23 protein-coding genes are annotated in these 24,385 nt (G+C 58.7%); 6 read left to right on the top strand and 17 right to left on the bottom strand.

Features of this window, described 5'->3' with window-relative positions; translation table 11 throughout:
- Positions 1 to 4 precede the first annotated feature (4 nt).
- The 4 genes from P2W41_RS12370 to P2W41_RS12355 all read right to left on the bottom strand — a co-directional run bounded on the left by P2W41_RS12370 (position 5) and on the right by P2W41_RS12355 (position 5,811).
- Positions 5 to 940, bottom strand: a complete 936-nt coding sequence (locus P2W41_RS12370) for a SurA N-terminal domain-containing protein (RefSeq protein WP_404934977.1) — start codon at positions 938 to 940, stop codon at positions 5 to 7.
- A 187-nt stretch (positions 941 to 1,127) separates the two neighbouring features.
- Complete coding sequence (locus P2W41_RS12365) at positions 1,128 to 3,497, bottom strand: LPS-assembly protein LptD (RefSeq protein ID WP_404933285.1); 2,370 nt, start codon at positions 3,495 to 3,497, stop codon at positions 1,128 to 1,130.
- A 26-nt stretch (positions 3,498 to 3,523) separates the two neighbouring features.
- Positions 3,524 to 4,609, bottom strand: coding sequence for an LPS export ABC transporter permease LptG (gene lptG / locus P2W41_RS12360; protein ID WP_292894373.1), 1,086 nt, complete (start codon positions 4,607 to 4,609; stop codon positions 3,524 to 3,526).
- A complete protein-coding gene (locus tag P2W41_RS12355; protein WP_292894376.1) occupies positions 4,606 to 5,811 on the bottom strand; it encodes an LptF/LptG family permease in 1,206 nt (401 codons plus the stop codon). Before P2W41_RS12355 ends, lptG begins: the two co-directional genes overlap by 4 nt.
- A gap of 328 nt (positions 5,812 to 6,139) precedes the next feature.
- Here P2W41_RS12355 and P2W41_RS12350 point away from each other — a divergent pair, with 328 nt between their 5' ends.
- Together P2W41_RS12350 and P2W41_RS12345 are read left to right on the top strand one after the other, a co-directional pair.
- Complete coding sequence (locus P2W41_RS12350) at positions 6,140 to 7,630, top strand: leucyl aminopeptidase (protein ID WP_404933284.1); 1,491 nt, start codon at positions 6,140 to 6,142, stop codon at positions 7,628 to 7,630.
- Positions 7,631 to 7,634: 4 nt separating this feature from the next.
- Positions 7,635 to 8,081 carry a DNA polymerase III subunit chi gene (locus P2W41_RS12345; RefSeq protein WP_292894381.1) on the top strand — a complete coding sequence of 149 codons (447 nt, stop codon included), beginning with the start codon at positions 7,635 to 7,637 and terminating at the stop codon, positions 8,079 to 8,081.
- A 106-nt stretch (positions 8,082 to 8,187) separates the two neighbouring features.
- On the opposite strand, the gene P2W41_RS12340 is transcribed toward P2W41_RS12345, so the two are convergent.
- The 4 genes from P2W41_RS12340 to P2W41_RS12325 all read right to left on the bottom strand — a co-directional run bounded on the left by P2W41_RS12340 (position 8,188) and on the right by P2W41_RS12325 (position 12,286).
- Complete coding sequence (locus tag P2W41_RS12340) at positions 8,188 to 8,886, bottom strand: HAD family hydrolase (RefSeq protein ID WP_404933283.1); 699 nt, start codon at positions 8,884 to 8,886, stop codon at positions 8,188 to 8,190.
- Complete coding sequence (locus P2W41_RS12335; RefSeq protein ID WP_292894387.1) at positions 8,883 to 10,760, bottom strand: ABC-F family ATP-binding cassette domain-containing protein; 1,878 nt, start codon at positions 10,758 to 10,760, stop codon at positions 8,883 to 8,885. The genes P2W41_RS12340 and P2W41_RS12335 overlap by 4 nt, the downstream gene beginning before the upstream one ends.
- A gap of 147 nt (positions 10,761 to 10,907) precedes the next feature.
- Positions 10,908 to 11,597 (bottom strand): hypothetical protein, encoded by a 690-nt coding sequence (locus tag P2W41_RS12330; RefSeq protein WP_404933282.1) that lies wholly within the window; start codon positions 11,595 to 11,597, stop codon positions 10,908 to 10,910.
- Between the two features lie 176 nt (positions 11,598 to 11,773).
- Positions 11,774 to 12,286: a DinB family protein gene (locus P2W41_RS12325; protein ID WP_404933281.1), complete on the bottom strand. Its 513-nt coding sequence runs from the start codon at positions 12,284 to 12,286 to the stop codon at positions 11,774 to 11,776.
- Positions 12,287 to 12,401: 115 nt separating this feature from the next.
- Here P2W41_RS12325 and P2W41_RS12320 point away from each other — a divergent pair, with 115 nt between their 5' ends.
- Positions 12,402 to 13,094: a glutathione S-transferase family protein gene (locus P2W41_RS12320; protein ID WP_404933280.1), complete on the top strand. Its 693-nt coding sequence runs from the start codon at positions 12,402 to 12,404 to the stop codon at positions 13,092 to 13,094.
- 98 nt (positions 13,095 to 13,192) lie between these two features.
- A complete protein-coding gene (ndk, locus tag P2W41_RS12315) occupies positions 13,193 to 13,615 on the top strand; it encodes a nucleoside-diphosphate kinase (RefSeq protein WP_292894398.1) in 423 nt (140 codons plus the stop codon).
- Positions 13,616 to 13,671: 56 nt separating this feature from the next.
- Here ndk and P2W41_RS12310 read toward each other — a convergent pair whose 3' ends face one another.
- The 6 genes from P2W41_RS12310 to P2W41_RS12285 form a co-directional block, all read right to left on the bottom strand.
- Positions 13,672 to 15,921: a bifunctional diguanylate cyclase/phosphodiesterase gene (locus P2W41_RS12310; RefSeq protein ID WP_292894400.1), complete on the bottom strand. Its 2,250-nt coding sequence runs from the start codon at positions 15,919 to 15,921 to the stop codon at positions 13,672 to 13,674.
- Positions 15,922 to 16,032: 111 nt separating this feature from the next.
- Positions 16,033 to 16,503 (bottom strand): molybdenum cofactor biosynthesis protein MoaE, encoded by a 471-nt coding sequence (locus tag P2W41_RS12305; protein ID WP_404933279.1) that lies wholly within the window; start codon positions 16,501 to 16,503, stop codon positions 16,033 to 16,035.
- A 2-nt stretch (positions 16,504 to 16,505) separates the two neighbouring features.
- Positions 16,506 to 16,757, bottom strand: a complete 252-nt coding sequence (moaD, locus tag P2W41_RS12300; RefSeq protein WP_292894403.1) for a molybdopterin converting factor subunit 1 — start codon at positions 16,755 to 16,757, stop codon at positions 16,506 to 16,508.
- A gap of 2 nt (positions 16,758 to 16,759) precedes the next feature.
- On the bottom strand, positions 16,760 to 17,359 hold the full coding sequence (pgsA, locus tag P2W41_RS12295) for a CDP-diacylglycerol--glycerol-3-phosphate 3-phosphatidyltransferase (protein ID WP_229447334.1): 600 nt from the start codon (positions 17,357 to 17,359) through the stop codon (positions 16,760 to 16,762).
- 166 nt (positions 17,360 to 17,525) lie between these two features.
- Positions 17,526 to 19,457 (bottom strand): excinuclease ABC subunit UvrC, encoded by a 1,932-nt coding sequence (gene uvrC, locus P2W41_RS12290; RefSeq protein ID WP_404934976.1) that lies wholly within the window; start codon positions 19,455 to 19,457, stop codon positions 17,526 to 17,528.
- Between the two features lie 32 nt (positions 19,458 to 19,489).
- On the bottom strand, positions 19,490 to 20,254 hold the full coding sequence (locus tag P2W41_RS12285) for an SDR family oxidoreductase (protein WP_292894410.1): 765 nt from the start codon (positions 20,252 to 20,254) through the stop codon (positions 19,490 to 19,492).
- A 275-nt stretch (positions 20,255 to 20,529) separates the two neighbouring features.
- Here P2W41_RS12285 and P2W41_RS12280 point away from each other — a divergent pair, with 275 nt between their 5' ends.
- The gene (locus tag P2W41_RS12280) at positions 20,530 to 21,153 is read left to right on the top strand and encodes an outer membrane protein (protein ID WP_404933278.1); all 624 of its coding nucleotides are present in this window, start codon (positions 20,530 to 20,532) and stop codon (positions 21,151 to 21,153) included.
- 58 nt (positions 21,154 to 21,211) lie between these two features.
- Here P2W41_RS12280 and P2W41_RS12275 read toward each other — a convergent pair whose 3' ends face one another.
- Positions 21,212 to 22,153, bottom strand: a complete 942-nt coding sequence (locus tag P2W41_RS12275) for a calcium/sodium antiporter (protein ID WP_292894416.1) — start codon at positions 22,151 to 22,153, stop codon at positions 21,212 to 21,214.
- Positions 22,154 to 22,454: 301 nt separating this feature from the next.
- On the opposite strand from P2W41_RS12275, the gene P2W41_RS12270 reads away from it, so the two are divergent.
- Entirely contained in the window at positions 22,455 to 23,126 is a 672-nt protein-coding gene (locus P2W41_RS12270; RefSeq protein ID WP_292894418.1) for an outer membrane protein, read from the top strand.
- Between the two features lie 52 nt (positions 23,127 to 23,178).
- Here P2W41_RS12270 and P2W41_RS12265 read toward each other — a convergent pair whose 3' ends face one another.
- Together P2W41_RS12265 and P2W41_RS12260 are read right to left on the bottom strand one after the other, a co-directional pair.
- Positions 23,179 to 23,847, bottom strand: a complete 669-nt coding sequence (locus tag P2W41_RS12265; protein WP_404933277.1) for a ribonuclease T2 family protein — start codon at positions 23,845 to 23,847, stop codon at positions 23,179 to 23,181.
- 23 nt (positions 23,848 to 23,870) lie between these two features.
- Positions 23,871 to 24,308, bottom strand: coding sequence for a hypothetical protein (locus P2W41_RS12260; RefSeq protein ID WP_404933276.1), 438 nt, complete (start codon positions 24,306 to 24,308; stop codon positions 23,871 to 23,873).
- Positions 24,309 to 24,385: the final 77 nt, after the last annotated feature.

Below are 24,385 nucleotides of genomic sequence, written 5' to 3'. Positions count from 1 at the left end.
CAAATCACCGTTGGCTTATGCGCGCATTCTTGCGCAGTTCCTCCAGGAAAGCCTGCGCTTCCTTTTCCATGGCGTCATTGCCGGAGTTTTCGTTCTGGAAGACCATTTGCGCAACCCGGTCATCGGAAACCTCACGTGTGCTACACACACCGATGAACTCGACACCGCGCTCAGTTTCACGAACGCCCGTGGCACTTCCGGGAGAGGTCTTTTTGACCTGGTCCTTCCAATCGGACGGCAACTCCGGCTCCAGAATGCGGCCGAGGTCTCGTACCGTCACGTCGATCAGGCCCTTGGCAAACTGGCGCGTGCTGTCGCAGCCGCGAAAGCGGTCGCGCATGGCCTGTGCCTCACGCTTGCGTTTGCCCAGAAGACTGGAACGCTCCCCCGAAGGGACCACAAAGATCACCTGCTGGAGCATGTACTCGGTCGCGCTCGGCTTGCTGCCGCCCTGCTGGAGCATTTTGGCAACGACATCCTGCTCGCTCATGCGACCCGCCGAACTGGAGCGTGCCTGCATGACACGCCCCCAGCCGATCTGTGAACGGATGAATTCCTTGAAATGATCGGCGGTAACGCCGCTTTGCGCCAGAACGGTGTTCAACTGGCTGGTCGACATGCGATTGCCGCTGGCGAAGCGGGCATAGGCCTGGTTCACCATTTCATCGGGTATGTTGATATTGCGACGCTGCATTTCCTGCGTCTTCAGCGTCTGCTCGATCATCTGATCGGTTGCCTTTTGGCGCAGATTGCCACCTTCACGCTGCAGCTTCAGAAACGCCACGCGACGGTCGATATCATAGCTGGTGATCGGCGCGTTGTTCACAACATAGCGGATTTCCGTCGCCTGTGCGCTTGTTACGGTAAGCATTGGCAGGGCCGTTGCCATGGCTACCGTAAGAACGCCCGCGCTCAGAAACCGCCTGCAATTGCTAAACATCGTCATTGTTCTCATCTTTGCACCCCGCAATTGCGCCTGAGATAACAGCAAATGCACGGGAGCTACAGTCCCTTAAGCTGTTTTATCGACATCGCGTGGGGCGAAAACATGGCCTTTTGACCGAAAGGAAAGCGCAAGCGGTGCTCGAAACGGCCCCGTCACCTGGACAGGGGCCGTATCAGGCGGGCTAGAAGCTGGTATTCAGCTCGCCGCTGCTGGTTCCGAAGTCACCGATTGTCCGCAGTGAAATACGAAATCCGAAAGACTGACTGACTTCCTGCGTATCGCGGTTCTTGCTGCGGGAATAGGTCATCGAATAGATGAAACATTCGTCGCCGTAGGAGAAGCCGTAATCGTTTTTCACGAGGGTCTGGCTTTCAATATCATAAGTGCCCGAGGCAAAGCCGCTCCAGTTTTCGTCAAAGCGCACTTTGGCAACACCGGTAACTTCCTGCCGGTCGTCTTCAAACCCGTAGAGTGGCTGTGCTTCGATATAGGCGTATTGCAGCGATGTCGTGAGCTGGCCGAAGGTCGCGGCTGTTTTCAGGTCAGTGCGGCGAAGATCGAATGTCTTTTCGTCGAACCGTGCCCCGGCAGAAAACGCAAAACCGTTCGGGCTGGCAATACCGATCATACCCACAAAATCGGAGACGTCCGTCTCCAGACCCGAATAGGCACCCGCGTGGACGAGGTCCGTCTGGGCGTATGGGTTGGCGCCGGCCAGATGATAGGATTGCCCGAACAGCCCCTGAGTGGTCCATCCATTGGCAAAACTGCCCGAATAGCGGATGCCCACATTGGCGCGCGTGCCACCCTCAATCCGGTCATAGCCGGAGAACTTGTCGCGCTCGAACAAGGTCGTCGCGTCGAAGACAAGCGATTGAGCATCCTCGTTGGGAATGCCCAGCCTGTCCTGATGGGGCGCGTCCGGCCGCATGAAAATCTGCGCCATCGGCTCCAGAACATGGCTCGCGCTAGAGGTGGAGAAGAGGATGGGCCAGCGGGCTTCAAGGCCGGCCGTGGCCATGTAGCGGTAATAGGATGAGCGAACATCGCTGCCAACAGCCGTGTTGTTCAGCTCGAAACTGGTAATACCATTAACGGTATTGGCATCGTAGTCGGTGTAGATCGCATCGCCGCGCGCCTGCAGGATAGGTGTGACTACAAGGCCGCCGGAGCTCACGAAGGAACGTTTCCACTCGGCCTCGGCCGTCATGCGGCTGGCCAATCCCTCAATACCGTCGATTCGCTCATAGATTCCCGAGTTCTGGGAATTCAGATTACCGCTAAGCGAATCCCGATAAATGTTCTGCACGTTCACATCGAAATTCAGCTCGCCGCCAGCAACGGCTTCATCCGGCGTGTAGGAATAATCGAAGCTGGGCAAAACCCAGGGCTGCTTGTCGTTCCGCGCATTGATCGAGCCGTCGAGAACGTTTTCCTGAACGTCGAAATGAAAGGCTCTCAGATCGAAGAAGTTCCGGTCGTCGAGACCAGTCAGATAAAGTTGCGATGTCTGCACCGTGTCTGAGAAGCCATCGATGCCATAGGTGCGCGAAAAATTCTTGTCGGTCTGCGCCAGCACATCCCAGCCGAAGGTCCAGCGAGGATTGATACGGAACTGGCCCTTCGAACCGATCATGCCACGACCGGTTTCACTCCTGTTGACCGTGCTCGCATCCCAGGCTTCCGGATCCTGTTGTTTGATGCCGGCGATCTTGATGCTGTATTGGCCATTGTCGAAACGCTGGCGCCATTCGGCCTCACCGAGAAAACCCTGCTTGGTATAGTAGGTGCCTGTTACGGTCAGGTCGTAGGTCGGTGAAAATGCGAAGTAATAGGGGACGCTGATGCCAACCCCCATCTCTTCCTTGTAGGAGGCGCCGGGAATGAGAAAGCCGGACTTTCTCTTCACGGTCGGATCGGCGACCTCGAAGAAGGGCAGGTAGGCGATCGGCATGCCGAAGAACTCGAATCGGGAGCCTTCGAATCGAACCGTTTTCGTTTCTCCGTTCCAGATGATCTTCTGAGCCTTGATCTGCCAGATCGGGGGCTTGCCGGGCTTCTCCCGGCATGGCTCACAAGCGGTGTAGACACCATTGTTAAACGTCGTCAGTTGTCCGCCGGAACGCTCCGCGCTTTCAGCGGCGAAATAGGTCTTGTCGACGGTCTCGATCCGCAAAGCGTTGACAAAGCCGTCACGGAAGTCGTCGGTGACATCGATCTCGTCGGCAAAGATGCGGTTGCCGTCTTCTTCGATGATCTGCACGCGTCCGCGGGCCACAACGCGCGATGTCCTGCGATCATAGATGACGCGGTCCGCGACTAGGCTGTTGCCGGCATACTCGATCTGCACACCGCCCGCAGCCGTGATTGTGTTGAGATCGTTGTCGTAAATCAGGTTGTCCGCCGTCAGGAGCATCTGCGCACCCTGCGGCAAGTCGGAAACGTCCAGGCCGCCCGTCTGCGCAAGGGCAGGGGCCTGTGGAAGCAATGTATAGGTGCACAAGGTTGCCAACGCGGTTGCGCCCATCAAATGCGCTAACCGTGTGGACATGCCGGCTCTCTTTGCCGCAACCCCCACTAACCGTCCTCCTTGTACAATAGGAAAGTCACCCCGTAGAACATCGCCACGACCACAGGCGTCCATGCAGCCACAACCGGAGGAACGACTCCAGCACTGCCGAACGCCTTGACCAGGACCGAAACCACATAAAGCAGAAACCCGGCGAGGATTCCACCCAGAATTACCGTTGCTGACTGTCCCATTCTGGTAAATCTCATCGATACCGTAGCGGCAATCAGAGTCATGGCGACCAGCAGCAGGGGCAACACCACAAGTGAATGAAAATGCGTAGCAAACGCGTTTGCTTTAAGCCCGAAGGAACGAGCAACTTCAATCTTTCCGGGCAGTGCATAGATTGACGTTGCTTCAGGGCGGGCGAGCTGCTCGCCAACGAACTCAGGCTGAAGATTGGTTTCGATCTGGATGTTTTCGATTTTCTCTGCCGCAGCAGTGCCGCGTCGACGTGCCACGCCCTGCAGGTCCCAGTAGCCGTCGCGGAGGAACGCTCGCGCGGCATCGAGACGTTCGAAGATACGGCCTTCGGCATCGATTCGGAAAAATGTCGGACGCACCAGAACCTGACCGCCGTTCAAAACGGCACTCGAACCGATGATGGTTTCCTCGCCGCCCGAGCGCTGCTTGATCCATTGCTCGGCCTCCGAATTGGTGCTGCTCTTGGCGCCGCGTACCTGGGCTTCTACGCTCTGCGCCTGGGCGAATCCATTGGCAGCAAGAGGATTGAGCGCAGCCACCGCAACCACTCCGAACAGGAACGAGCCGAACGCGATCGGTATCAGAAACTGCCACGCCGAGACACCGGCTGCGCGGGCCACGACGAGTTCATATTTGCGGTTCAGGCTGATCAGCGTCGCCATCGCGGCGATGAGCCCGATAAACGGAATAGCCTGCAACAGGATGATTGGTGTCTGCAGAGCGGCAAGCGAGAAGGCCCATTGCGCCGTGTAGCCAGGCAATCCGGCCGAGCGGCTCGACACCTCCGCGAACGTCACGATGAAGATCAGCAGGCCGATGCCGAAGAAGTTCCATGCAGCAATCGAGGCGTAACGGCGGAAAAAATACCCGCCCAGCGTCAGGCCGATCATCCGCGCCTCCCGGCTGGTGTCCGCCTGTTTGCGAGCCTGACGCGCCAATGCGTCATGCTCTCGGTCAGTCGTTGCATGCGTGCGTTCAGCTTTTCAACCCAGTGCGTTGGCAATTCCATCACGCGATTGGTGAGGATGAACACCGCACATAGTCCAATCATCAAAAGAGGAGCGGCATAAAGAACGAAGGAGAAGAATGGTGAGCTTTCGGCTTCCGTACCCGAATAAAACCCGACCCATCGTATGATCAGCGAGATCGCCATTGTGGTGACGATGGGGTGGAGACGTGCTTCACGAAAAGACCGCGCATCGCCTGCAACGGCAAGTGCGACCATTGCGAAAACAAGCGGATATAGCCATTCGGAAAGGCGCATATGCAGCTCGGCACGGATGATCTGGGGCGATTTTTTGTAGAAGGTGTCGTTTACATCCGGGTTCAAAAGAAATGCGAGTGACCGATCCTTCGGATGCAGTGTCGGTTCTCCTCCGCCTCCGCTGGTGAACTGCGAAAGGTCGAACGCATATGAATCGAAGCGGATCGTCGAGACGTCGCCGTTCACCGATTGTCGCTGCACCATCCCGTCTTGCATTACCAGGATTGAGCCACCTTCGCGCTCCACTGCCGCGCCGGTTCGCGCGTGATAGACGAGCTTGGTGTTCTCATCGCGCGAATCGGCCACGAAAATGCCGCCCAGAAGCCCGTTGGGGAGACGCTCTGAGACCTGTACGAAAAGCCCGTCATCCACCTTCTGGAAGGATCCCTCCTGAAGCACGGTCGTTATCAGATCCGCGCGGGCGTTGGCCAACACGGACCGGAAAGCCTGGCGCGAGGCAGGTTCCAGCGTGTTGTTGATCAGGAAGGAAGCAATGCTGGCGCCTATGGCGATGATCAGAACCGGGCGGATGATGGTGGCGCGGGGGGCACCCGAGGCATTGATGACCACAAGCTCGGAATCCGAGTTCATCGTCGCCAGCGTCTGAGCGACAGCGATGCCGAGCGCAAAGGGGATCACGATGGGGATGACGGACGGCAGAACGAGGGCCGCCACGAAGAAGAAAGTACCAGCGGATTGCCCGCTATCGGTCACGAGGTCGATCCGGTTGAGGACCTGCGTCGTCCACACCAGTGCGAGCACCCACAGCAACGCCGCCGCGAAAAGCGCGAAGGTGCGACGCATGATGTAAAGTTCGATCACCCGCATGGATATCGACAATCCGTTTCGTTGGAACAGCCCTTTAAAGGCGCGCGCGAACCTAACGGTCCTGACACGCGCGCACAATGCGCAACTGCCGGCTTTGAAGGGCGGCCCACCATTTCTTGTCCCATGGGTGACTTTGGGTGGGATTGGTTAGAAAATGCGAAACAAACGCGGTTAACAGCTTGCTTACGGGTTGATAACTGACCCGCGCAGGTTGCACGCATCGGTGAAAAATCGGAACGCCCCTGCGTGCGGGCCTTGCCAATTTGCATAAAACCTCCAAGATCGCCGGCGCCTTCTATCGACCAATCACGGAAATCTGGGAAATATCATGACCGACAGACCGAGCGTCTCCTTCGCCAAATTTGCAATGCCCGGGAAGGGTACCGTCATCGTTCTGGCGAACGAAGGTGGCGGTCTGGGAGAAAAAGCAAAGGCCTGTGACCCCGAGGGTGTGCTTGCCCGAGCCTTTGAGGTTTCGGGATTTTCGGGAAAACTGGCGAAGAGCGTTGAGGTACTGGCACCCGCCGGGTCGCAGCTCGATCGGCTCACGGCCATCGGTGTCGGCAAACCCGAAGAGCTTGCCGAGGAAGCGCTTCTTAAAATCGGCGGCGCGGCTTTGGCCGCCGGGAAATCCGCTTCAGAGATTACCCTCGTGGCGGAGGTCGATGGCGCCGAAATCGATGCGGCGGCGGTCGCCAGTCTGGCGCTTGGCATGCTGCTGCGCGCCTACAGTTTCGACAAGTATAAGACCACGAGCCGCGACAATGGAAACGATAAACCCGCCAAGAAGCTGAAGATTGTCATCCAGTGCGCCGATCCGTCCGCAGCGAAAAAGGCTTTTGTGCGCGCCGAGGCTGTCGCCAATGGCGTTGTGCTCGCCCGTGACCTTGTGAATGAACCGGCCAATGTTCTCGGACCGGTCGAGTTTGCCGCAAAGGCGAAGGAGCTGGAAAAGCTTGGCGCCAAGGTCGAGATTCTGACCGAGAAGGAAATGAAGAAGCTTGGCATGGGCGCGCTGCTCGGCGTTGCACAGGGGTCTGTCCGGCCGCCACGCCTGGCAATCATTGCATGGAATGGCGGCAAGGCGAAGGAGAAGCCTGTCGCTTTCGTCGGCAAGGGCGTGGTGTTCGACACAGGCGGCATCTCCATAAAGCCGGCCGGAGGAATGGAAGACATGAAGGGCGACATGGGCGGTGCCGCTGCCGTCATGGGCGTCATGCATGCGCTCGCTGCCCGCAAGGCCAGGGTCAATGCTGTCGGCCTGATCGGTCTCGTCGAGAACATGCCTGACGGCAATGCCCAGCGCCCGGGCGACATCGTCACATCCATGTCCGGCCAGACCATTGAGGTCATCAACACCGATGCGGAAGGGCGGCTCGTGCTGGCCGATGTGCTCTGGTATTGCAACGATCGCTTCAAGCCGCAGTTCATGGTCGATCTCGCGACGCTTACCGGTGCGGTCATGGTGGCGCTGGGCCATCATCGGGCGGGCCTGTTTTCCAACGACGACACGCTGGCCGGGCGGTTGTTTTCGGCGGGCGAGGCCACCGGAGAGAAGGTCTGGCGCCTTCCCCTTGGCGAAGATTATGACAAGCAGATCGATTCGAAGAATGCGGACATGAAAAACTCCGCTGGCCGCATGGCTGGGTCCATCACTGCAGCACAGTTCCTTAAGCGTTTCGTCAAGGAGGGAGCCTGGGCGCATCTCGATGTTGCAGGCACAGCGATGGGCGCGCCCCTCGACGAGATCAACCGGTCCTGGGGTTCGGGTTTCGGTGTGCGTCTGCTCGACCGCCTTGTAGCGGATCACTATGAATAGGCCGATGGACGTTCTTTTCTACCACTTGACAGAATCGACCCTGGAGGAAGCGTTGCCGTCCCTGGTCGAGAAAAGCCTCGAACGGGGCTGGAAAGTGGTGATCCAGACGGGCACCCGCGAGCGTTGCGACGCACTCGACAACTGGTTGTGGACGTGGCGCGAGGAGGCCTTCCTCGCCCACGGCACCGATCGGGACGCGCATGCAGAGCACCAACCGGTGCTCTTGACCGATGCAGAAATCAATCCGAATGGCGCTCAGATCCGCTTTTTCGTGGATGGAGCCGATCCGACCGGGGTGAAAGGATATGAGCGCGCTGTCGTGATGTTCGACGGTCACGACGCCGCTCAGCTCGACGCTGCGCGCGGATACTGGAAAGCCCTCAAATCTGCCGGCCATGCCGTCACCTATTGGCAGCAGGGTCCGGATAGACGCTGGCAGAAGAAGGCCTAGACGGCCGATTCGCTTTCGGCCCGTAAAGCACCTTGCCTTGCAGGAGCCCTCATCCTGATCTCGTCGAAGGGCGATTGCGCCTGGCGCCGTCAGAGCGCCGAAAACGCTAGCCGATTTCCGCCAGAACCGCTTCGATTTCACCCAGATGCGTGATTTTGCGGAAACGCGGTTCAGTGTGCGGTTCATCCGCATGTTCGTGCGCCCAGGTCAGATCATGCGGCACGAACACGCCCCAGGCCCCAGCCTCGATTGCCGGGATCACGTCGGACTTGAGCGAATTTCCGATCATAGCAGCATGCTCAGGCCCATCCCCGTGTGTCGCGAATATGCGCTGATAGGTGGCCTGTGATTTGTCGCTGACAATTTCGACGGCATCGAAGTAATCACCAAGGCCCGATGCTGCCAGCTTGCGTTCCTGGTCGAACAGGTCACCCTTGGTAATCAGCACCAGCCGATGACGCCCGGCAAGCGTCTCCAGGGCCTCGCGCGCGTAGGGCAGGGTTTCCACCGGATGGTCCAGCATCTCCCGGCCTGCATCGAGAATGTCACGGATCGTCGCCGCTGGCACTTGTCCGTCCGTCACCTCGATGGCGGTCTCGATCATGGAAAGGGTGAAGCCCTTGATGCCGAACCCGTATTTTCCCAGATTCCGTTTCTCGGCCTGCAGAAGGCGCTCTGTCAGGTGCCCGGCCTCTGCAAAATCCGCAAGAAACTCCGCAAAGCGCGTCTCCGTCAGGCGATAGAAGCGTTCATTGTGCCAAAGCGTGTCATCGGCGTCGAAGCCAATGGTGAGGGGCCGTTTCACGAAGCCATCCCTTCCTCATAATCGCTGGAAAGCGTGAGCCAGCGGTCTTCGTGCTTTGCCAGCATGGCGGCAAGATCGGAACGTTCCTTGGCTAGTTCCGAGACCTTTTTCGGCTCCTTGTCGTAGAGGCTCGCATCGGCGAGCCGCGCCTCGATGGCGTCGATCCGTTTGCGGGTTCTGTCAATCAGCCCTTCGGTGGCCTTGATTTCCTTGGCAAGTGGTTCGAGAGCTGCGCGCTTGCGCGCCGCCTCCCTGCGCTTGTCCGCCTTGGAAGCCTTGTCTGTTTCCCGCTTTTCCCGGTTGCGGCTTGCCCCGCCCGTCATGCGGGCGCGGTAATCGTCCATATCACCGTCATAGGAGGAAACGGTCCCATCGCCGACAATCCACAGGCGGTCTGCCGTCGCCTCGATCAGGTGTCGATCATGGCTGATGAGGATCACCGCTCCGTCGAACATGTTGAGCGCCTCGACAAGCGCTTCTCGGCTATCGATGTCGAGATGGTTGGTGGGCTCATCGAGGATAAGCAGGTGCGGAGCCTCGAACGTGGCAAGGCCCATCAGAAGCCGCGCCTTCTCGCCGCCCGACAGGTCGCGGGCGGGTGTCGACATTTTTTCGGTGGTCAGGCCGAACTGCGCCACCCGTGCCCGCACTTTCGCCTCCGGAGCATCGGGCATCAGCCGCCGCAAATGCTGATAGGCGTCTTCGTCGGGCCGCAGATCATCAAGCTGATGCTGGGCAAAAATGGACACCTTCAGACCGGGTGCGACCGTCTTGGTGCCCTTTTCCAGCGTCAGCCTGTCGGCGATCAGTTTCGCGAAAGTCGACTTGCCGTTGCCGTTCGCGCCAAGAAGCGCGATGCGGTCGTCATTGTCGATGCGCAATGTCAGTCCGCGCAGAACGGGTTTGCCCGGCGTGTATCCGACAGCGCCGCCATCAAGCGCGATGATGGGGGAGGCGACCGCTTTTTCAGGATTGGGAAAGCGGAACGGCAAAACCGTCTCGTTCACGACTGCGGCCATGGGCGACATGCGTTCCAGCGCTTTCAGCCGCGATTGCGCCTGGCGCGCCTTTGAAGCCTTGTAACGAAAGCGGTCGACGAAGGACTGCATGTGCTTGCGCTGGGCTTCCTGCTTGACGCGCATCTTTTCCTGAAGCTCGGCCTTTTCGGCATATTGACGGGCAAACTGGTCATAGCCCCCGCGCCAGAAGGTCAGTTTCTTGCGCTCAAGATGCACGATTGACGATACGGCCCGGTTCAGAAGGTCGCGGTCATGGCTGATGAGAAGAACCGTGTGCGGGTAGCGAGACAGGTAGTTTTCAAGCCAGAGCGTGCCTTCGAGATCCAGATAGTTCGTCGGTTCGTCAAGCAGCAGCAGATCGGGCTGGGTGAAGAGCACCGACGCAAGCGCCACGCGCATGCGCCAGCCACCGGAAAACGACGATGCGGGACGCTTCTGCGCATCCGCGTCGAAACCAAGGCCGGACAGGATTGATGCCGCGCGTGCCTCCGCAGAGTGTGCATCGATATCGGTCAGTCGCGTCTGGATTTCGGCGATGCGATGCGCGTCGGTGGCCGTGTTGGCCTCCGTGAGGAGTGCTTCGCGCTCCGTGTCCGCCCTCAAAACGATATCGATCAACGGCTCGTCCGTGCCAGGCGCTTCCTGTGCAACCTGACCGATCCTGGTCCCTTTGGGCACGCTTACCGTCCCACTTTCGGATACAAGATCTCCGGTGATCGCGCGAAAGAGGGTTGTCTTGCCGGTGCCGTTCCGGCCAACAAGGCCTGCCTTCGTTCCGGCTGGAAGGGTAAGCGAAGCCTGGTCGATGAGGAGCCGGCCTGCAATGCGCAGCGATAAGTTTGAAATGGTCAACATGACGGCGTTTTGACGGGTCGTCGTCAGCCTTGCAAGCCACGACTGTCGAACCAGAAGCCGCGGGCTGACAGAAAATGGCGGGTGTTGCCAAAAGCAGACAGGTGTGGCCCAGACAAAGTGGGCCACACCCGGTTCATGAAACGGCGTTCAACGTGCGGCCGCTTGGCGCAGAAGTTTGCACAGCTGCACGAGATCGTATTCCCATGCGTTTGGATTGCGCAGGATGTTGACGCAGCGTTTGCGGTAAATTGCGATCTGCTGATCGCTCATGCCGCTGATAGCCCGGTGCCCCAGGCTGCCGCCGCCACCGATACCCCCACCGCCATTGCCAGGTCCCCCAACGCCGGGACCACCAGTGCCGGGACCGCCGGTTCCTGGGCTGTCATCTGCGCCCAGCCGGAGCCTCAGACGGGTCCCGAGACCGCCGTTACCGACATTCGCGTTGACGCCTGCGTTTAAACCGCTGTCGCCGCCGATGGACGCCGTGGTGTTGGAACCGAAGAGGCTCCCGCCGCCGCCTCCAACCGTTGTGTTGCTCCGTGCGCCAACCGCTCCACCGACATTCGCGTCTGCATTGATGCCGGCAACGCTGCCGCCTCCGACCGAAGCACCCACATTGGCGGATGTTGATCCCAGACCTGCATTGACGTCGGCCGATACGCCGTTGCTGGTGCCGACCGACGCGGAAACGCCGCCCACACTGGCACTGACACCGCCGCGGTCATTTCCGCCGATGCTGACGCCGCCAAGGTCGATTGCCGCTGCGGGCATTGACATGCTGAGCACAACAACCCCACACGCCAGGTTGGCGAGTACTGTTCTATACTTCCTGCTCATCATCGTCCTCCTTAGTTGGGTCGAAGTAAGTTTCGACAATAAGGAGGGTAGGGCAGCTATGGATTATTAAATACCCGCATTTACGATAGAGTTTATTCAAGTAAATAAAAATAAAAAAATTGTAATAAAATTCAATTTACATGATTTATTGTTGGTTGAAATATGTATATATCAATTCAACCAAAACGTGATCCTTGTTTTGTTCTCTGGAAGTATATCAGATCGATAGAAGGTGCGTCTATCCCGAGGATCGACAGAGCCGCGTGGGCGTGCCCGCGATGGTGTGTTTGATGGTTGAAGAAGTGACTCAGTGCGGGCGCAAGGCGTTGTGAAACCGTTCGCACGTCGGTGACGGTGACATAGGTGAAGCGGCCGGAGAAAGCTTCTTCATCGAGATTCTCTATCCAGTTTAAAATACGCTTGTCCTCGTTTTCTCGTGCGATGCGCAGAGCCGGAAGTGCCGGATGCAGGATCGTGTCCAGCCGGGCTGGGGCCGCGCCTTCTCCCGTAAATCGCTTCATCCAGATGAGATCGGCCACAAGAATGTGATTGAGTGTGCCCATCAGCGATTCGAAGAAGATGCCCACGTTCCGGTTGAGCGCGTCCGCATCGAGGACCTGTGCAGCCTCATAAATTTTCGCATTGGCCCACGAGTTGTAGGAGGCGAACATCTCAAAATGCTGTTTCATCGTCTTTGTCCGAGGTCTGGAGCAGAAAATCCTGCGTTTGGAACATTGTTTTGAACAGTGGATATGCAATCGTGAGCAATCTCTCAGGTCTCATCCGGAATAGAAAGGACCAGGCGTGACGATTGTATTGTACGATCTCGTGGGCGCGGATGAAGCCCGCCCTTTCAGTCCGCATTGCTGGAAAGTTGCCTTTGCGCTCGCCCACAAGGGGCTTGAGTTTAAGTCGATGCCGGTTCGCTTTACGGATATCGGAGAGATTGAGGCTGGTAGCTTCAAGACCGTTCCGGTCATTCGGGACCGCGGCAGAACATGTGCCGATTCTTTCCAGATCGCACTTTACCTGGAAGAAACCTATTCCGACCGCTCCTCGCTCTTCGAAGGCGAGGGGGGCAAGGCTCTCTCGCGTTTCATCGAGAAATGGGCGCAGGCCACTCTCATAGGCTATATCGGCCCTTCTTTGCTTCTTGAAATCCACGCTGCACTCGACCTTGCCGACCAGGTGTATTTCCGCAGCAGCCGCGAACAACGGTTCGGGCGCACGCTGGAGGAGGCGGCAAGGGGGCGGGAAGATCGTCTTGAGGGATTTCGTGCGAGCCTGCTGCCACTACGTCTAATGCTTTCCGAGCAGCCGTTCATCGGCGGGCAAAGGCCTCTTTTTGCCGACTATATCGTGGCGGGCATTTTCCAGTGGGCGCGCGTTATTTCTCCGTTCCCGCTTCTGGCCGTGGATGACCCGGTAACCACTTGGTTCGAGCGCTGCCTGGACCTTCACGACGGGATTGCTCGGCGCATCCCGGCGGCCTCCTGAAGGGAAGGGCCTTCCCATGTGCCTTCGAGACCGCTATAGAGCGCGCCATCTCCAAGAATGAGCCGACGCTCAAACTCCAGACAATCGAAGGACCGACCATGGCGATCGAACGCACATTTTCCATGATCAAGCCGGATGCCACCAAGCGCAATCTGACCGGCGCCATCACCAAGAAGCTCGAAGATGCCGGCCTGCGTGTCGTGGCTTCGAAACGCGTGTGGATGAGCCGCCGTCAGGCCGAGGGTTTTTATGCGGTCCACAAGGAGCGGCCGTTCTTCGACGAACTGTGTGAGTTCATGTCCTCCGGCCCGACCGTCGTTCAGGTTCTCGAGGGTGAGAACGCCATCCTGAAGAACCGTGAGATTATGGGCGCAACCAATCCGGCCGAAGCCGCCGAGGGCACGATCCGCAAGGAATTCGCCACGTCGATCGGTGAGAACTCTGTTCACGGTTCCGATGCGCCTGAAACCGCAGCCGAAGAGATCCGCTACTGGTTCTCCGACACCGAAATCGTCGGCTGACTGACGAGCGTTCATCAAGCGCTGTTCTTTGAAACCGGGGTTCAGCCCCGGTTTTTTTATGCGCCCTGGCGCGAGTTCGGAAATTTGAGGATGGAAGCGGGATTGCGCTCCAGCACATAGTTGGCGAAGTCGCCTCCCGTCATGGCGCGGCCATAGAGCCAGCCCTGGAAATACATGCAGCCTGATGATTTCAGCAGAACTTCCTGCTGCTGGGTCTGCACGTGTTCTGCGACGGCAGAAAGACCAAGCGTGGAGGCCATGTCCAGCATGGTTTGGACCAGCGCACGATTGCTTTCGCTGCTCTCGATATCGGTAATGAAGCTTCCATCGATCTTCAGTTCGTCAAAAGGCAGTTTTTTCAGATAGGCTATGGAGGAATAACCCGTTCCGAAATCGTCGAGCGAAAGCCGCACACCCAGCGCCTTTAGCTCATGCATGCGCCGGGTGATCTGCATCTGATCGCTGGTCAGAACACGTTCTGTCATCTCCAGTGTCAGACGCTGGGGATCGAGGCCGTGCGTATTGAGCCTGTCGTGCAGGAAGTCGAGAAAATCCGGATCGCGCAGCGATTTGAGGCTGATGTTCACGGCCATCCGCAATCCCGCAAGGCGCGGGTTGTCTTTCCATTGGGCAAGGGTGCGCACGCTGGTGTCGATCACACCGCGCCCCAGGAGTTCCGCAAGCCCGTGCTGTTCGGCCAGCCCCACGAAGTCGCTTGGCGAAAGCGCGCCGTGCTCCGCGTGGTTCCACCGCAGCAGCGCCTCTGCTCCCACCACATGGCCGGCGGCATTCACCTGGGGTTGGTAGTGCAGCTCCAGATTGTTATCCACCAGCGCGCTACGCATATCGTTGAGCAGTCGAAAACGCTTGCGCTCCTTCCGCAGCACTTTCGGATCGAACAGGGCGACGTTATTCCGGCCCAGGCTCTTCGCCTGATACATCGCCATGTCGGCATTCTTCATCAGCACTTCAGGGCCCTTCTCGCTGCCGTCGAACACGAGAACGCCGACGCTTGCCGACGTGTGATGGATCATGTGCCCCAGAACGAATTCCTGCCGCAGGGCAGCAAGAACCCGGTTGGCGGCCACGATTGCGTTGCGCGTAGCCGTCGCAGCCGTGGTGTCATTCAGGGAAAGAACGATCACAAACTCGTCACCGCCGATCCTGCCCACCGCGTCCTGCGGCCCAACGGCAGCCTGAAGGCGATCGGCCACCTGCTTGAGAAAGACGTCACCGACATCATGGCCCATTGTGTCATTAAGGGTCTTGAAGTTGTCGAGATCGATGAAGAGAATCGCCCCGCGATGCCCGCTTCGTTTGCATAACGCCATTTGACGGCCCACCTGATCGAAGAGCCGCCGGCGGTTGGGAAGCCGGGTCAATGGATCGTAGAACGCCAGGCGTTCGATCTCCATTTCATTCTTCTTGCGCGGGGAAATATCGGAAAGGTAGCCGTGCCAGACAATACCCTCTTTTGTGGTTTCAGGCATTGCCGCGACACGCAGCCATTTCTCCGCTCCATCCACCGCATGAATGCGAAATTCACATTCCCAGGGTTGAAGCTTGAGGCCTGAATCCCTCAGCGTTTCAAGGTAGTTTGCGCGGTCATCATTGTGGACCATGTGGAGAACGGTGTTCGGGTTCTCCGGCACTGTGCGGTCGTCATAGCCGAGCAAATGGCGGAAGCCTTTTGAGACGTAGAGAACGGAGAACTCGCCATTGTCACGCCGCAGTAACTGGAAAAGCCCTCCGGGCAGTTGCGATGTCAGCTTCTCGAACATGTCCTGAAGTTTCAGGCGCTTCATCGTTTCGGTGATTTCGCGAACAGAGCCTTCATAATAGAGCGGCTTGCCGGTTCGGCGGTCGCGCACCAGGCGTGCCGATTCGCTGATCCAGATACGTTCCCGCGTCTTGTGACGATGTACTTCCGAGATGAAATTCTCGACCTTGCCGTTGGCCTCTAGCTCCGCTCGGAACGCATCGCGTCGGGTGGGGTCCACATACCATTCCTTGGCAATGTCCTTGACCCCCGCAAGGAGTGCTGCCTCGCTCTCGTAACCGTTAAGACGCACAAGTGCAGGATTTGCGCTCAACTGCCGTCCGTCGGGCGAAGACCGGTAGATGCCTTCGGAAAGGTTGTCGATGAGTTCTTGATGGTTTTTCTGATCGTCCCGCGCGTCGCGATAGCGCCGGCTGACACGGGCCAGTTGATATCCAAGCCCCAGGCACCCCGCAAGGCCTGCAGCTGCGATCAACCATGCGGGGCTCGTTCCCGCAATCAGCATCGTCTGGAAAGATTCCGACATTGCGCTCCCCGGCGTTACCTGGAGGAAGCTATAACCCTGAATGGTTTGTCGAAACGTCTAGTCTTGAGAGAAATGAACGCTATCGTTAGCAAGGCGTAAAGGCATCTGGTTTCAACGCTCCCAGCGTTTCATATCGTCCAGGTCTGCATCCTTCGCTTCCACCCAGCCTGCCCCGGTGCCTCCTCTGACATGCTCTTTCTTCCAGAAGGGCGCACGGGACTTGAGAAAATCCATGAGGAAGTCGGCGGCTTCGAACGCTGCACGCCTGTGGGACGAGGCAGCCACCACGAGCACGATATTATCGCCGGGCACGATCTTTCCGAAACGGTGGATAACCGTCAGACCCGTAAGTGGCCAGCGCCCCGCTGCCTCACTGGCAATCCGGGCGATCTCCGCCTCTGCCATGCCGGGGTAATGTTCGAGTTCAAGTGCCTCAAGCATCCCGTTCTCGTCTCTGCAGAGACCCGTGAAGCTCACGACAGCACCAACATCGCGTCGCCCGGCGGTGAGCCGCCGGGCTTCTGTGGCGAGGTCGAAATCATCTGCCTGTACACGTACCAGGGGTTCACACGTTGGCACCATTTTCACCCTCCGGTCATCGGCGGGAACAGCGCAATCTCACCATTGGCGGGCAGGGGCGCGGAATGGTCCGCATGCTCCTGGTTGATGGCGACACGGATGATGTCCTGCCGTTCCAGGGCGGCCCCGTAGTTTTCTCCCCGCCCTTTCAGCCAGTTGAGCAGGTCCGCAACCGTGTTCACGTCCGCAGGCAGGTCCACCGTCTCGTCAGGCAGACCGATGCGCTCGCGCACCCATGCAAAATAAACCAGCTTCATCGTCACTCCTCCACGATGTGCTTCAGCCCGGCGCGGAAATAGTCATAGCCCGTATAAAGGGTCACGATGGCAGAAATCCAAAGGAGCGCGATGCCGAGTTGGGTCGTGTAGGGCAGAACCTTGTCCCCGGCGGGACCGGCGAGCAAAAACCCGATGGCAACCATCTGGATCGTGGTTTTCCATTTGGCCAGTTGCGTGACAGGAACGCTGACTTTCAGGGCTGCCAGATACTCCCGAAGGCCAGAAACCAGAATTTCTCGGCAGAGGATGATGATCGCTGCCCACAGGGTCCACCCGGCGATGGTGCGGTCGGTGTCGGCTGCAAGAAGCAGAAGGCACGTGGAAACGAGCAGCTTGTCGGCAATGGGATCGAGCATTTTGCCGATGTTGGAGGTCTGCTTCCAGATACGGGCAAGATAGCCGTCCAGGTAATCTGTGATGCTTGCCGCGATGAAAAGCGCGAGCGCTGACCAACGGGCGAAATCACTCGACTGGAGTCTGCCCTCCAGAAAAAAACACAGGACAATCGCTGGCACCGCGAGAATTCTGCCGTAAGTCAGAAGGTTGGGGATGTTGAATGCCGGTGTGCTACGTCTGGCCATGAAGCGCAATCCTGCTCCGGTCTGCCGCGGGGCCTCTGGGCGCCCCAGTCTGTTGAAGTCGGCCCACCCGTCTGTACGCGCCGGGGGCCAATCACCTCCTGTCAAATCAGAACGAGGCGCATACGGCAAGCGCCAACCTCATGGGGCGCGACGAAACAACGCCGGTTCAGCCGTTTTCGTGAAAATGATTGTAGATTAGTCGGGCGATGGCCTCGGAGATGCCATCCACTGCCGTCAGATCTTCGATGGCGGCGCGGCTCACGGCTTTCGCGGTCCCGAAATGATGCAGGAGCGCGCGCTTGCGGCCGGGGCCTATGCCGCCAATCTCGTCCAGCGGATTTTTGACCATTTCCTTCTTTCGCCGCGCGCGGTGCGAGCCGATGGCGAACCGGTGGGCTTCATCACGCAGCCGCTGGATGAAATAGAGGACCGGGTCGCGAACCGGTAGGCTGAAAGGGTTCCTGCCTGCCATGAAGAACCGCTCCCGCCCGGCGTCGCGGTCGACGCCCTTGGCCACGCCGATGGCGGTAACCAGGCCCGCGATCCCGAGTTCCTCCAGCACTTGCGTGACCGCCGCCAACTGGCCCTGACCGCCGTCAATAAGAAGAACATCGGGCCAGGCGGGCAACTCGCCTGCCTCTTCTTGGTCGGTGTCGGGATCAGACGGCGCTGCCGACCCTGGTAGCCCGTTCTCCTTGATCAACCGAGAAAACCGCCGTTGCATCACCTCGCGCATCATGCCGTAATCATCGCCCGGCGTGATATCCGTCGAGCGGATGTTGAACTTCCTATACTGGTTTTTTGCAAAGCCTTCGGCGCCGGCAACGATCATGCCGCCCACCGCGTTAGTGCCCATGATATGTGAATTGTCATAAACCTCGATGCGCCGTGGTGCGCTTTCAAGGCCGAACGTCTCTGCAAAGCCTTCCATGAGCCGCGCCTGCGACGATGTCTCGGCCAGCCGCCGCCCTAGCGCTTCGCGGGCGTTCTGCAACGCGTGGTCGGTCAGGTCCTTCTTTTCACCCCTTTGCGGGCACGAAACCTGCACCTTCCTGCCTGCGCGTGTCGAAAGCGCATCGGCCAGAAGTTCCTGGTCCTCGATCTCGCGCGACAGGAGAACCATGCGGGGGCAGGGTTTGTCGTCGTAGAATTGAGCGAGGAATGCGCCGAGCACTTCTTCTGCCTCAAGGCTCGCGTCGGCCTTCGGGAAATAGGCGCGGTTGCCCCAGTTCTGACCGGTGCGGAAGAAGAAAACCTGAATGCAGTTTTGCCCGCCCTCCTGGTGAATGGCGAACACGTCCGCTTCTTCCACACCTTGCGGATTAATGCCCTGATGGCTCTGTACATGGCTCAGGGCAGAAAGCCTGTCGCGGTAGATTGCCGCGCGCTCGAAATCGAGCGCCTCGGACGCCTCCTGCATGGACTGGGCGATTTCCGCTTTCACCTTGCTGGAGCGGCCCGAAAGAAAAGCCTTCGCTTCTGAGACGAGCTCTGCGTAGCCCTCTTCGCTGATCTCGCCTGTGCAAGGTCCCGAGCAACGTTTGATCTGGAACAGAAGGCAGGGGCGGGTGCGGCTCTCAAAGACCGAATCGGTGCAGGTACGCAAAAGAAATGCGCGCTGCAGGGAATTGATCGTGCGCCCGACGGCCCCCGCCGAGGCGAACGGACCGAAATAATCGCCCTTCTTTGATCGCGCTCCACGATGCTTGAAAATCCCTGGTGCCGGATGGTCGCCGGTCAGGAGAATATAGGGAAACGACTTGTCATCGCGCAAAAGCACGTTGAAGCGCGGCCGCAACCGCTTGATGAGGTTGGCTTCAAGAAGCAGCGCTTCGGTTTCCGTCCGCGTGACCACGAATTCCATGGACGCGGTCTCTCTGACCATGCGACCGATACGGTTCGTGTGGCCGCGGCCCTGCGCGTAATTGGTGACGCGCTTCTTGAGGCTGCGCGCCTTGCCGACATAGAGCACGTCACCCCCGGTGTTCATCATGCGATAGACGCCCGGGGCGTTGGGCAGACGTTTCACGGCTGACTGGATGACCTCGATCCCGACAACACCGTCAGTCGTTTCACCGCTGTCCCACTCGAGCGCCAGGTTCGCCGGCTCTTTTAACGTGACTATGGTGCTCACTCGGGGATCCCCGCAACGTCGGGGGTCTCCCACGCAAGATGCTGCCCCCCGTCAAGCGCGATCATCTGGCCGGTTATCGAGCGTGTCTCCCAAAGATATCGGATGGTGCGCCCAAAATCAGCGAGGTCGGGGCCGCGCTCGAGAATAAGCGCGTCCGTCTGACGGTCGAAATCCGCCTGCTGCTGGCGCTGGTTGGGTAGGGTGGGGCCAGGTCCTATGGCGTTGACGCGTATGTTCGGGCCGAGCGCCTGCGCCATGGTTCGTGTGGCGGTCCAGAGTGCTGATTTTGAGAGCGTATAGCTGAAGAAACGTGGATTGAGACGCCACACACGTTGATCGATCATGTTGACGATCAACGCTTCCTGATCGTCCTTGAGCGCTCCTGCAAGGGCTTGCGCGAGCAGAGCCGGCGCTTTCACATGCAGGTCGAAGTGCGCATCCCAGCTTTCATCTGTAAAGTCGGTAATTCCGTCATCTTCAAACACCGAGGCGTTGTTGACGAGAATGGTTGGCACGCCCAGCGCTCGACGCGTCTGGCCGATCAGGTCGCGGGTGGCCGCGCCATCCTGCAGGTCAGCCTGCACCACATGGGCTTCCCCGCCTGTCCTGACGATCTCATCGGCCAGGTTCTCGGCTGCTTCGCGGGACTGGCTGCAGTGAATGGCAACGGCAAATCCGTGCCCAGCAAGGTCGCGCGCAATGGCTGCGCCGATGCGTTTCGCACCTCCGGTGATCAGTACCGTTGCCCTCGATTGAGCCATGTCTTTCCCGTAATTTCTCACCCCGGAACGCCTTCGTTTGCCCGGGAACGTTTCTCACCAGTCCATGTAAGCTGAAAATCGATCGGGTCCAACCCTTTCACATTCGCTGCGAAAACGCTCCTGACGCATCTTGAGAAAAAATCTATTGCGTATCCATATTGTTTAGAAGAATAGGTTTATAGATTTTCCAAATTTCACAATTTTGACAAATAAATCTGAGGAACTATATTTGTATTATTTGATATAGGTGAGTAATGTTATATAAAAAATCTATCTTGACTTCCTTTTCTGTATTGCTGGCAACTGGCGGAGCTTTTGCAGCGGACCCAACCTTGAATGATGTCTCTCGCAGCGCACCGGTCTTGGCACCCGCGCCAATGAAAGATTGGGGAGGGGGCTATCTCGGAGCAATGGTCGGACGCGGGTTTTCTGGGAAAGCCAAGGATGGCGAGAAAGCCCTGACGCCAAGCGGCTTCATTGGATCAGGGTTTGCCGGCTACAACTTTCAGAATGGTTCAATGGTCTACGGCGGTGAAACCGACATTGGCTTCAATGGTATGAAAGCTGAGAACTATGGGGTCACCCTTAAAGCTGGCGCCGAGGGATCTCTGAGAGCGCGCCTCGGCTATGCCATCACGGATAATCTCTTGCTCTACACTACTGCAGGTGCGGCAGTCGCTCGTGTGCAGCTTTCGCAAGGTAGCAAGAAAGATACTCAGACCCTCGTCGGATGGACCGCGGGAGTTGGTGCTGACGCGATGCTGACCGATACGGTATTTGCGCGTACGGAGTATCGCTACACCCAGTTTGGAAAGAAAGACTTCGAACTGGAGAGTGGAACTGGACCAATGAGCTGGGGCTCCCATCGCATAGGCCTGGGTGTCGGCGTCAAATTCTGATATCGAATAGCCTGGGTTGCCAATAGCGGGGCCGGCCAGTTCGGCCCCGCTTGTGCGATTAGAAAACCGTGACGATGTAACCGGCAAACCCCGCCAGCATTGCGCTGCCCATGAGCTTGCCTGACGCGATGCGCAGGAAGCCGAGAAGTGCCAGCACACAGGCAGCGGCGAGCATTACCCACATATCGATCGACACGATGCGCGGATCTACAGCGATCGGCGTAATGAGCGCCGTCAGGCCCATGATGCAGGCGATGTTGAAGATGTTCGATCCCACGATATTGCCCAGCGCAACGGTGGAGTGACGTTTCAGTGCAGCCGCCAGGCTCGTGGCAAGCTCGGGAAGCGAGGTGCCTATGGCGACGATCGTCAGGCCGATCACGGCGTCGCTCACGCCAAAACTTTCAGCGATCCTCACAGCGCCGGCTACTGTCAATTGGGCCGCTATGGGCAGACCGATTACACCAGCCACCAGATAGGCGGTCACCCGTTTGCGATCGTGCGGCGCCTCGCCGATCTCGTCGTGAAAGTCGTGGTCTGCAGATGCTTTGCCGTTCACAGCATCGCGCGCCTGCCAGGCGATGAAGGCGCAAAGGCCTGCGAAAAGCAGTGCACCTTCAAGACGCGAGATGACACCGCCCGTGAGCATCCACATGAAAATGACGGTGGTCAGTAGCATCGCCACCAGGTTGCGCCTCAGGCCCTTCCCGTCTGAGACGATGGGATAAATGATCGCGGGAAGGCCGAGCACCAGAAGAATGTTGGCAATGTTGGAGCCGACCACATTGCCCACCGCGAGGCCCGGCGCATCCGAGAGTGCTGCCTGTATGGAGGTGAAGAGTTCTGGTGCAGAAGTGCCGAAGGCGACCACGGTCAAGCCGATGACTAGAGGAGATATGCCAAGATTCTCAGCCAGCCCCACAGCGCCTTTGACGAATATGTCGCCGGCCAGCATCAGAAGAACGACACCGGCCGCAAGTAGAAGCAGGCTGAAGAGCATGAGGAACCTCGTGAGAATCAGAACAGCCGTCGGAATATAGGAACTAGCGCGCAGGACCCCAAGGTGCAGTTCAGGGGATGTTGCCCATTTGCAACGTCAATTTTCCGCCTTATTGGCGCCGCTGAAAGACCCATTTTTCGGGCACGTTCAGCCTCATTTCGCGCCCAGATAGGGCTCATGCGAGATCGGCCCGCTTCCTCCCAGGATAACCGGTCTCGCCAGCGTGGAGCGTTTGAAGGGCATGATGCCAAGAGGGGCGCCCACAGCTATGAAAATGCTAGTGGCTTAAGGAGTATGGACCATGAAAGCCCATAAGAACGTAATTCTTTCCGCGGCCGCAGCCGTTGGTTTTGTTGCAGCGGCTGGTGCCGCACAGGCTGCGGATGCAGTCATGGAGCAGCCGCCTGCACCGCCTGCCGCGCCGGTGATCTCCACCCCGATCAATGATTGGGAAGGTGGCTATGCCGGTATCGCGCTTGGCTATGGTTTCTCCGGTGAGACCGCAGCCAATCAGCCGGTTGCCGGCAACGACATCGACACTGACGGCTTTGTCGGAAACGGCTTCGCCGGCTGGAACTTCCAGTCCGGCAGCTTCGTCTACGGTGTTGAAGGCGATGTGGGCTACAACGGCATGGAAGGCACCAATGCCGGTGTCGAATCCAAGCATGGCGTCGACGGCACGCTGCGCGCTCGTCTGGGTGTCGCCGCGACCGACAACATCCTGATCTACGGTACGGCCGGTGGCGCTGCACAGCGTCTGAAGATCACGGATGCAGCCGGGTCCGACACCAACACCATGCTCGGCTGGACGGCTGGTGCCGGCGTCGATGCGAAGCTGACCGACAAGGTCTTCGGCCGCGTCGAATACCGTTACACCAAGTTCGGTGACGAAGCGTTCAACACCGGCAGTGGTGCGCAGGAAGTCAGCGACAGCTCCAACAAGGTCATGTTCGGCCTTGGTATGCAGTTCTGATCCAAGCGACAGACTGAAATGGAAAAGCCGGGCCCCGTGTCCGGCTTTTTCTTTATCCGCCCCGCGCCGGTGGCATCAGAACCCGCTCGCGCCGGCAGTCCTTTCGGTCCACGGCTTCACAGGACCGGAACTCCAGGTCCCTGGTCATGCAGATGCGCACTTCGCGCAGATAGCGCTTGTCGCAGGTGACGGCGATGGCGTCTTTCTTCAGGCCGGGATTGGCTTCAAGGAAGGCCTCTTCCACACGTTTTGGCGAAACCATCTCCGGTTTTGCAAGCCGGCGGAACTCGGGGGGTGTTTCCACACGCTCCCGCGCTTTGCGGGAGAGGGCGAAATAGTCCTCCTGCGCAAACCCCGTACACATGCCGTGCTTGCGCCATTGATGGCCCATCAGGCCTGCCGACGGCATGATGTCTCGATACTGATCAACCAGCGCATTCGGAACACGCTGCGGGCGCTTGGATTGGCAATATTCCGGGTAGCTTCTCTCATATTGCGGCCAGAGCCCGTGGACCACAAAGGCATAGGGCCGCTCGCGTCCGCATTGCTGCCGGTTGGCCTCCGCGCCCTCGGCGGCGCAGTAGCTGGGCGACCAGCTTAGCGACAGCACATAGAAATCGAACGCACCCGCCGGCGCACCGCGCTCGCCGGCAATCGCCGGGGCAGGGAATGTCACAAGACATGCCAGAAGGGCGGCGGAAAGCCGCTTTGCGATACGCATGGTCCGCCCCGCAATCGCGTCGTCTATCGCAGCACGCGGCAGTGGCCGTCATAGACGTTCCAGCGGTCGAAGCCGGAAACGCAGAACTCGACATTGTTGCCGACACCGGCAAAGCCCTGGCCATATTCGATCAGATACCAGATCGTCCGGTCGCGCCCATCGGAGAGGCGCGCCGTGGCGCGGCAATAACGCCGCTCGATCGGGCTGTCATAGGAGGACGGGCTGTAGCGTGTCTGGTAGGAACCGTAGAAATCGACGATGTCGACGTCCGGCAGGTTCGGCACATGGGTAACCTGATAGCGGAAGCGCTTCTGAATAGTCGAGTGAACACGCGTATCCGCGCAGACATCGCCTGCCGCGCCGTATACGCCGACCGGATCGGCTGCTTTCGCCTGCATCGGCACAAATGCTGCTGCGATGGTTGCGGCGAGGCCGGCTGCGAGAGCCCTTAAGCGCGCCATAGGTCTGTCTCCCGGATTGTTGCGGTGCGGTCGGTTGAAGTTTTGCGCCAGTGCGCGGTTTGGGTCAAGCATGGTCG

Origin of the sequence: Nitratireductor sp. L15S-10, from assembly GCF_045011005.1 — a bacterium.
In the GTDB taxonomy this organism is placed as follows: domain Bacteria; phylum Pseudomonadota; class Alphaproteobacteria; order Rhizobiales; family Rhizobiaceae; genus Nitratireductor.
Note: the sequence above shows the minus strand (reverse complement) of the source record. Positions and strands in the feature narration are given on the sequence as shown.

Bases quoted from the DNA above. Each gene is read 5' to 3' on its own strand.
- P2W41_RS12350 (WP_404933284.1), top strand. From the start codon at position 6,140: ATGACCGACAGACCGAGCGTCTCCTTCGCCAAATTTGCAATGCCCGGG.
- P2W41_RS12285 (WP_292894410.1), bottom strand. From the start codon at position 20,254: ATGGCTCAATCGAGGGCAACGGTACTGATCACCGGAGGTGCGAAACGC.
- P2W41_RS12370 (WP_404934977.1), bottom strand. From the start codon at position 940: ATGTTTAGCAATTGCAGGCGGTTTCTGAGCGCGGGCGTTCTTACGGTA.
- P2W41_RS12345 (WP_292894381.1), top strand. From the start codon at position 7,635: ATGGACGTTCTTTTCTACCACTTGACAGAATCGACCCTGGAGGAAGCG.
- pgsA (WP_229447334.1), bottom strand. From the start codon at position 17,359: ATGGCCAGACGTAGCACACCGGCATTCAACATCCCCAACCTTCTGACT.
- moaD (WP_292894403.1), bottom strand. From the start codon at position 16,757: ATGAAGCTGGTTTATTTTGCATGGGTGCGCGAGCGCATCGGTCTGCCT.
- ndk (WP_292894398.1), top strand. From the start codon at position 13,193: ATGGCGATCGAACGCACATTTTCCATGATCAAGCCGGATGCCACCAAG.
- P2W41_RS12305 (WP_404933279.1), bottom strand. From the start codon at position 16,503: ATGGTGCCAACGTGTGAACCCCTGGTACGTGTACAGGCAGATGATTTC.
- P2W41_RS12355 (WP_292894376.1), bottom strand. From the start codon at position 5,811: ATGCGGGTGATCGAACTTTACATCATGCGTCGCACCTTCGCGCTTTTC.
- P2W41_RS12275 (WP_292894416.1), bottom strand. From the start codon at position 22,153: ATGCTCTTCAGCCTGCTTCTACTTGCGGCCGGTGTCGTTCTTCTGATG.
- lptG (WP_292894373.1), bottom strand. From the start codon at position 4,609: ATGATCGGCCTGACGCTGGGCGGGTATTTTTTCCGCCGTTACGCCTCG.
- P2W41_RS12325 (WP_404933281.1), bottom strand. From the start codon at position 12,286: ATGAAACAGCATTTTGAGATGTTCGCCTCCTACAACTCGTGGGCCAAT.
- P2W41_RS12365 (WP_404933285.1), bottom strand. From the start codon at position 3,497: ATGTCCACACGGTTAGCGCATTTGATGGGCGCAACCGCGTTGGCAACC.
- P2W41_RS12270 (WP_292894418.1), top strand. From the start codon at position 22,455: ATGAAAGCCCATAAGAACGTAATTCTTTCCGCGGCCGCAGCCGTTGGT.
- P2W41_RS12260 (WP_404933276.1), bottom strand. From the start codon at position 24,308: ATGGCGCGCTTAAGGGCTCTCGCAGCCGGCCTCGCCGCAACCATCGCA.
- P2W41_RS12310 (WP_292894400.1), bottom strand. From the start codon at position 15,921: ATGTCGGAATCTTTCCAGACGATGCTGATTGCGGGAACGAGCCCCGCA.
- P2W41_RS12335 (WP_292894387.1), bottom strand. From the start codon at position 10,760: ATGTTGACCATTTCAAACTTATCGCTGCGCATTGCAGGCCGGCTCCTC.
- P2W41_RS12265 (WP_404933277.1), bottom strand. From the start codon at position 23,847: ATGCGTATCGCAAAGCGGCTTTCCGCCGCCCTTCTGGCATGTCTTGTG.
- P2W41_RS12330 (WP_404933282.1), bottom strand. From the start codon at position 11,597: ATGAGCAGGAAGTATAGAACAGTACTCGCCAACCTGGCGTGTGGGGTT.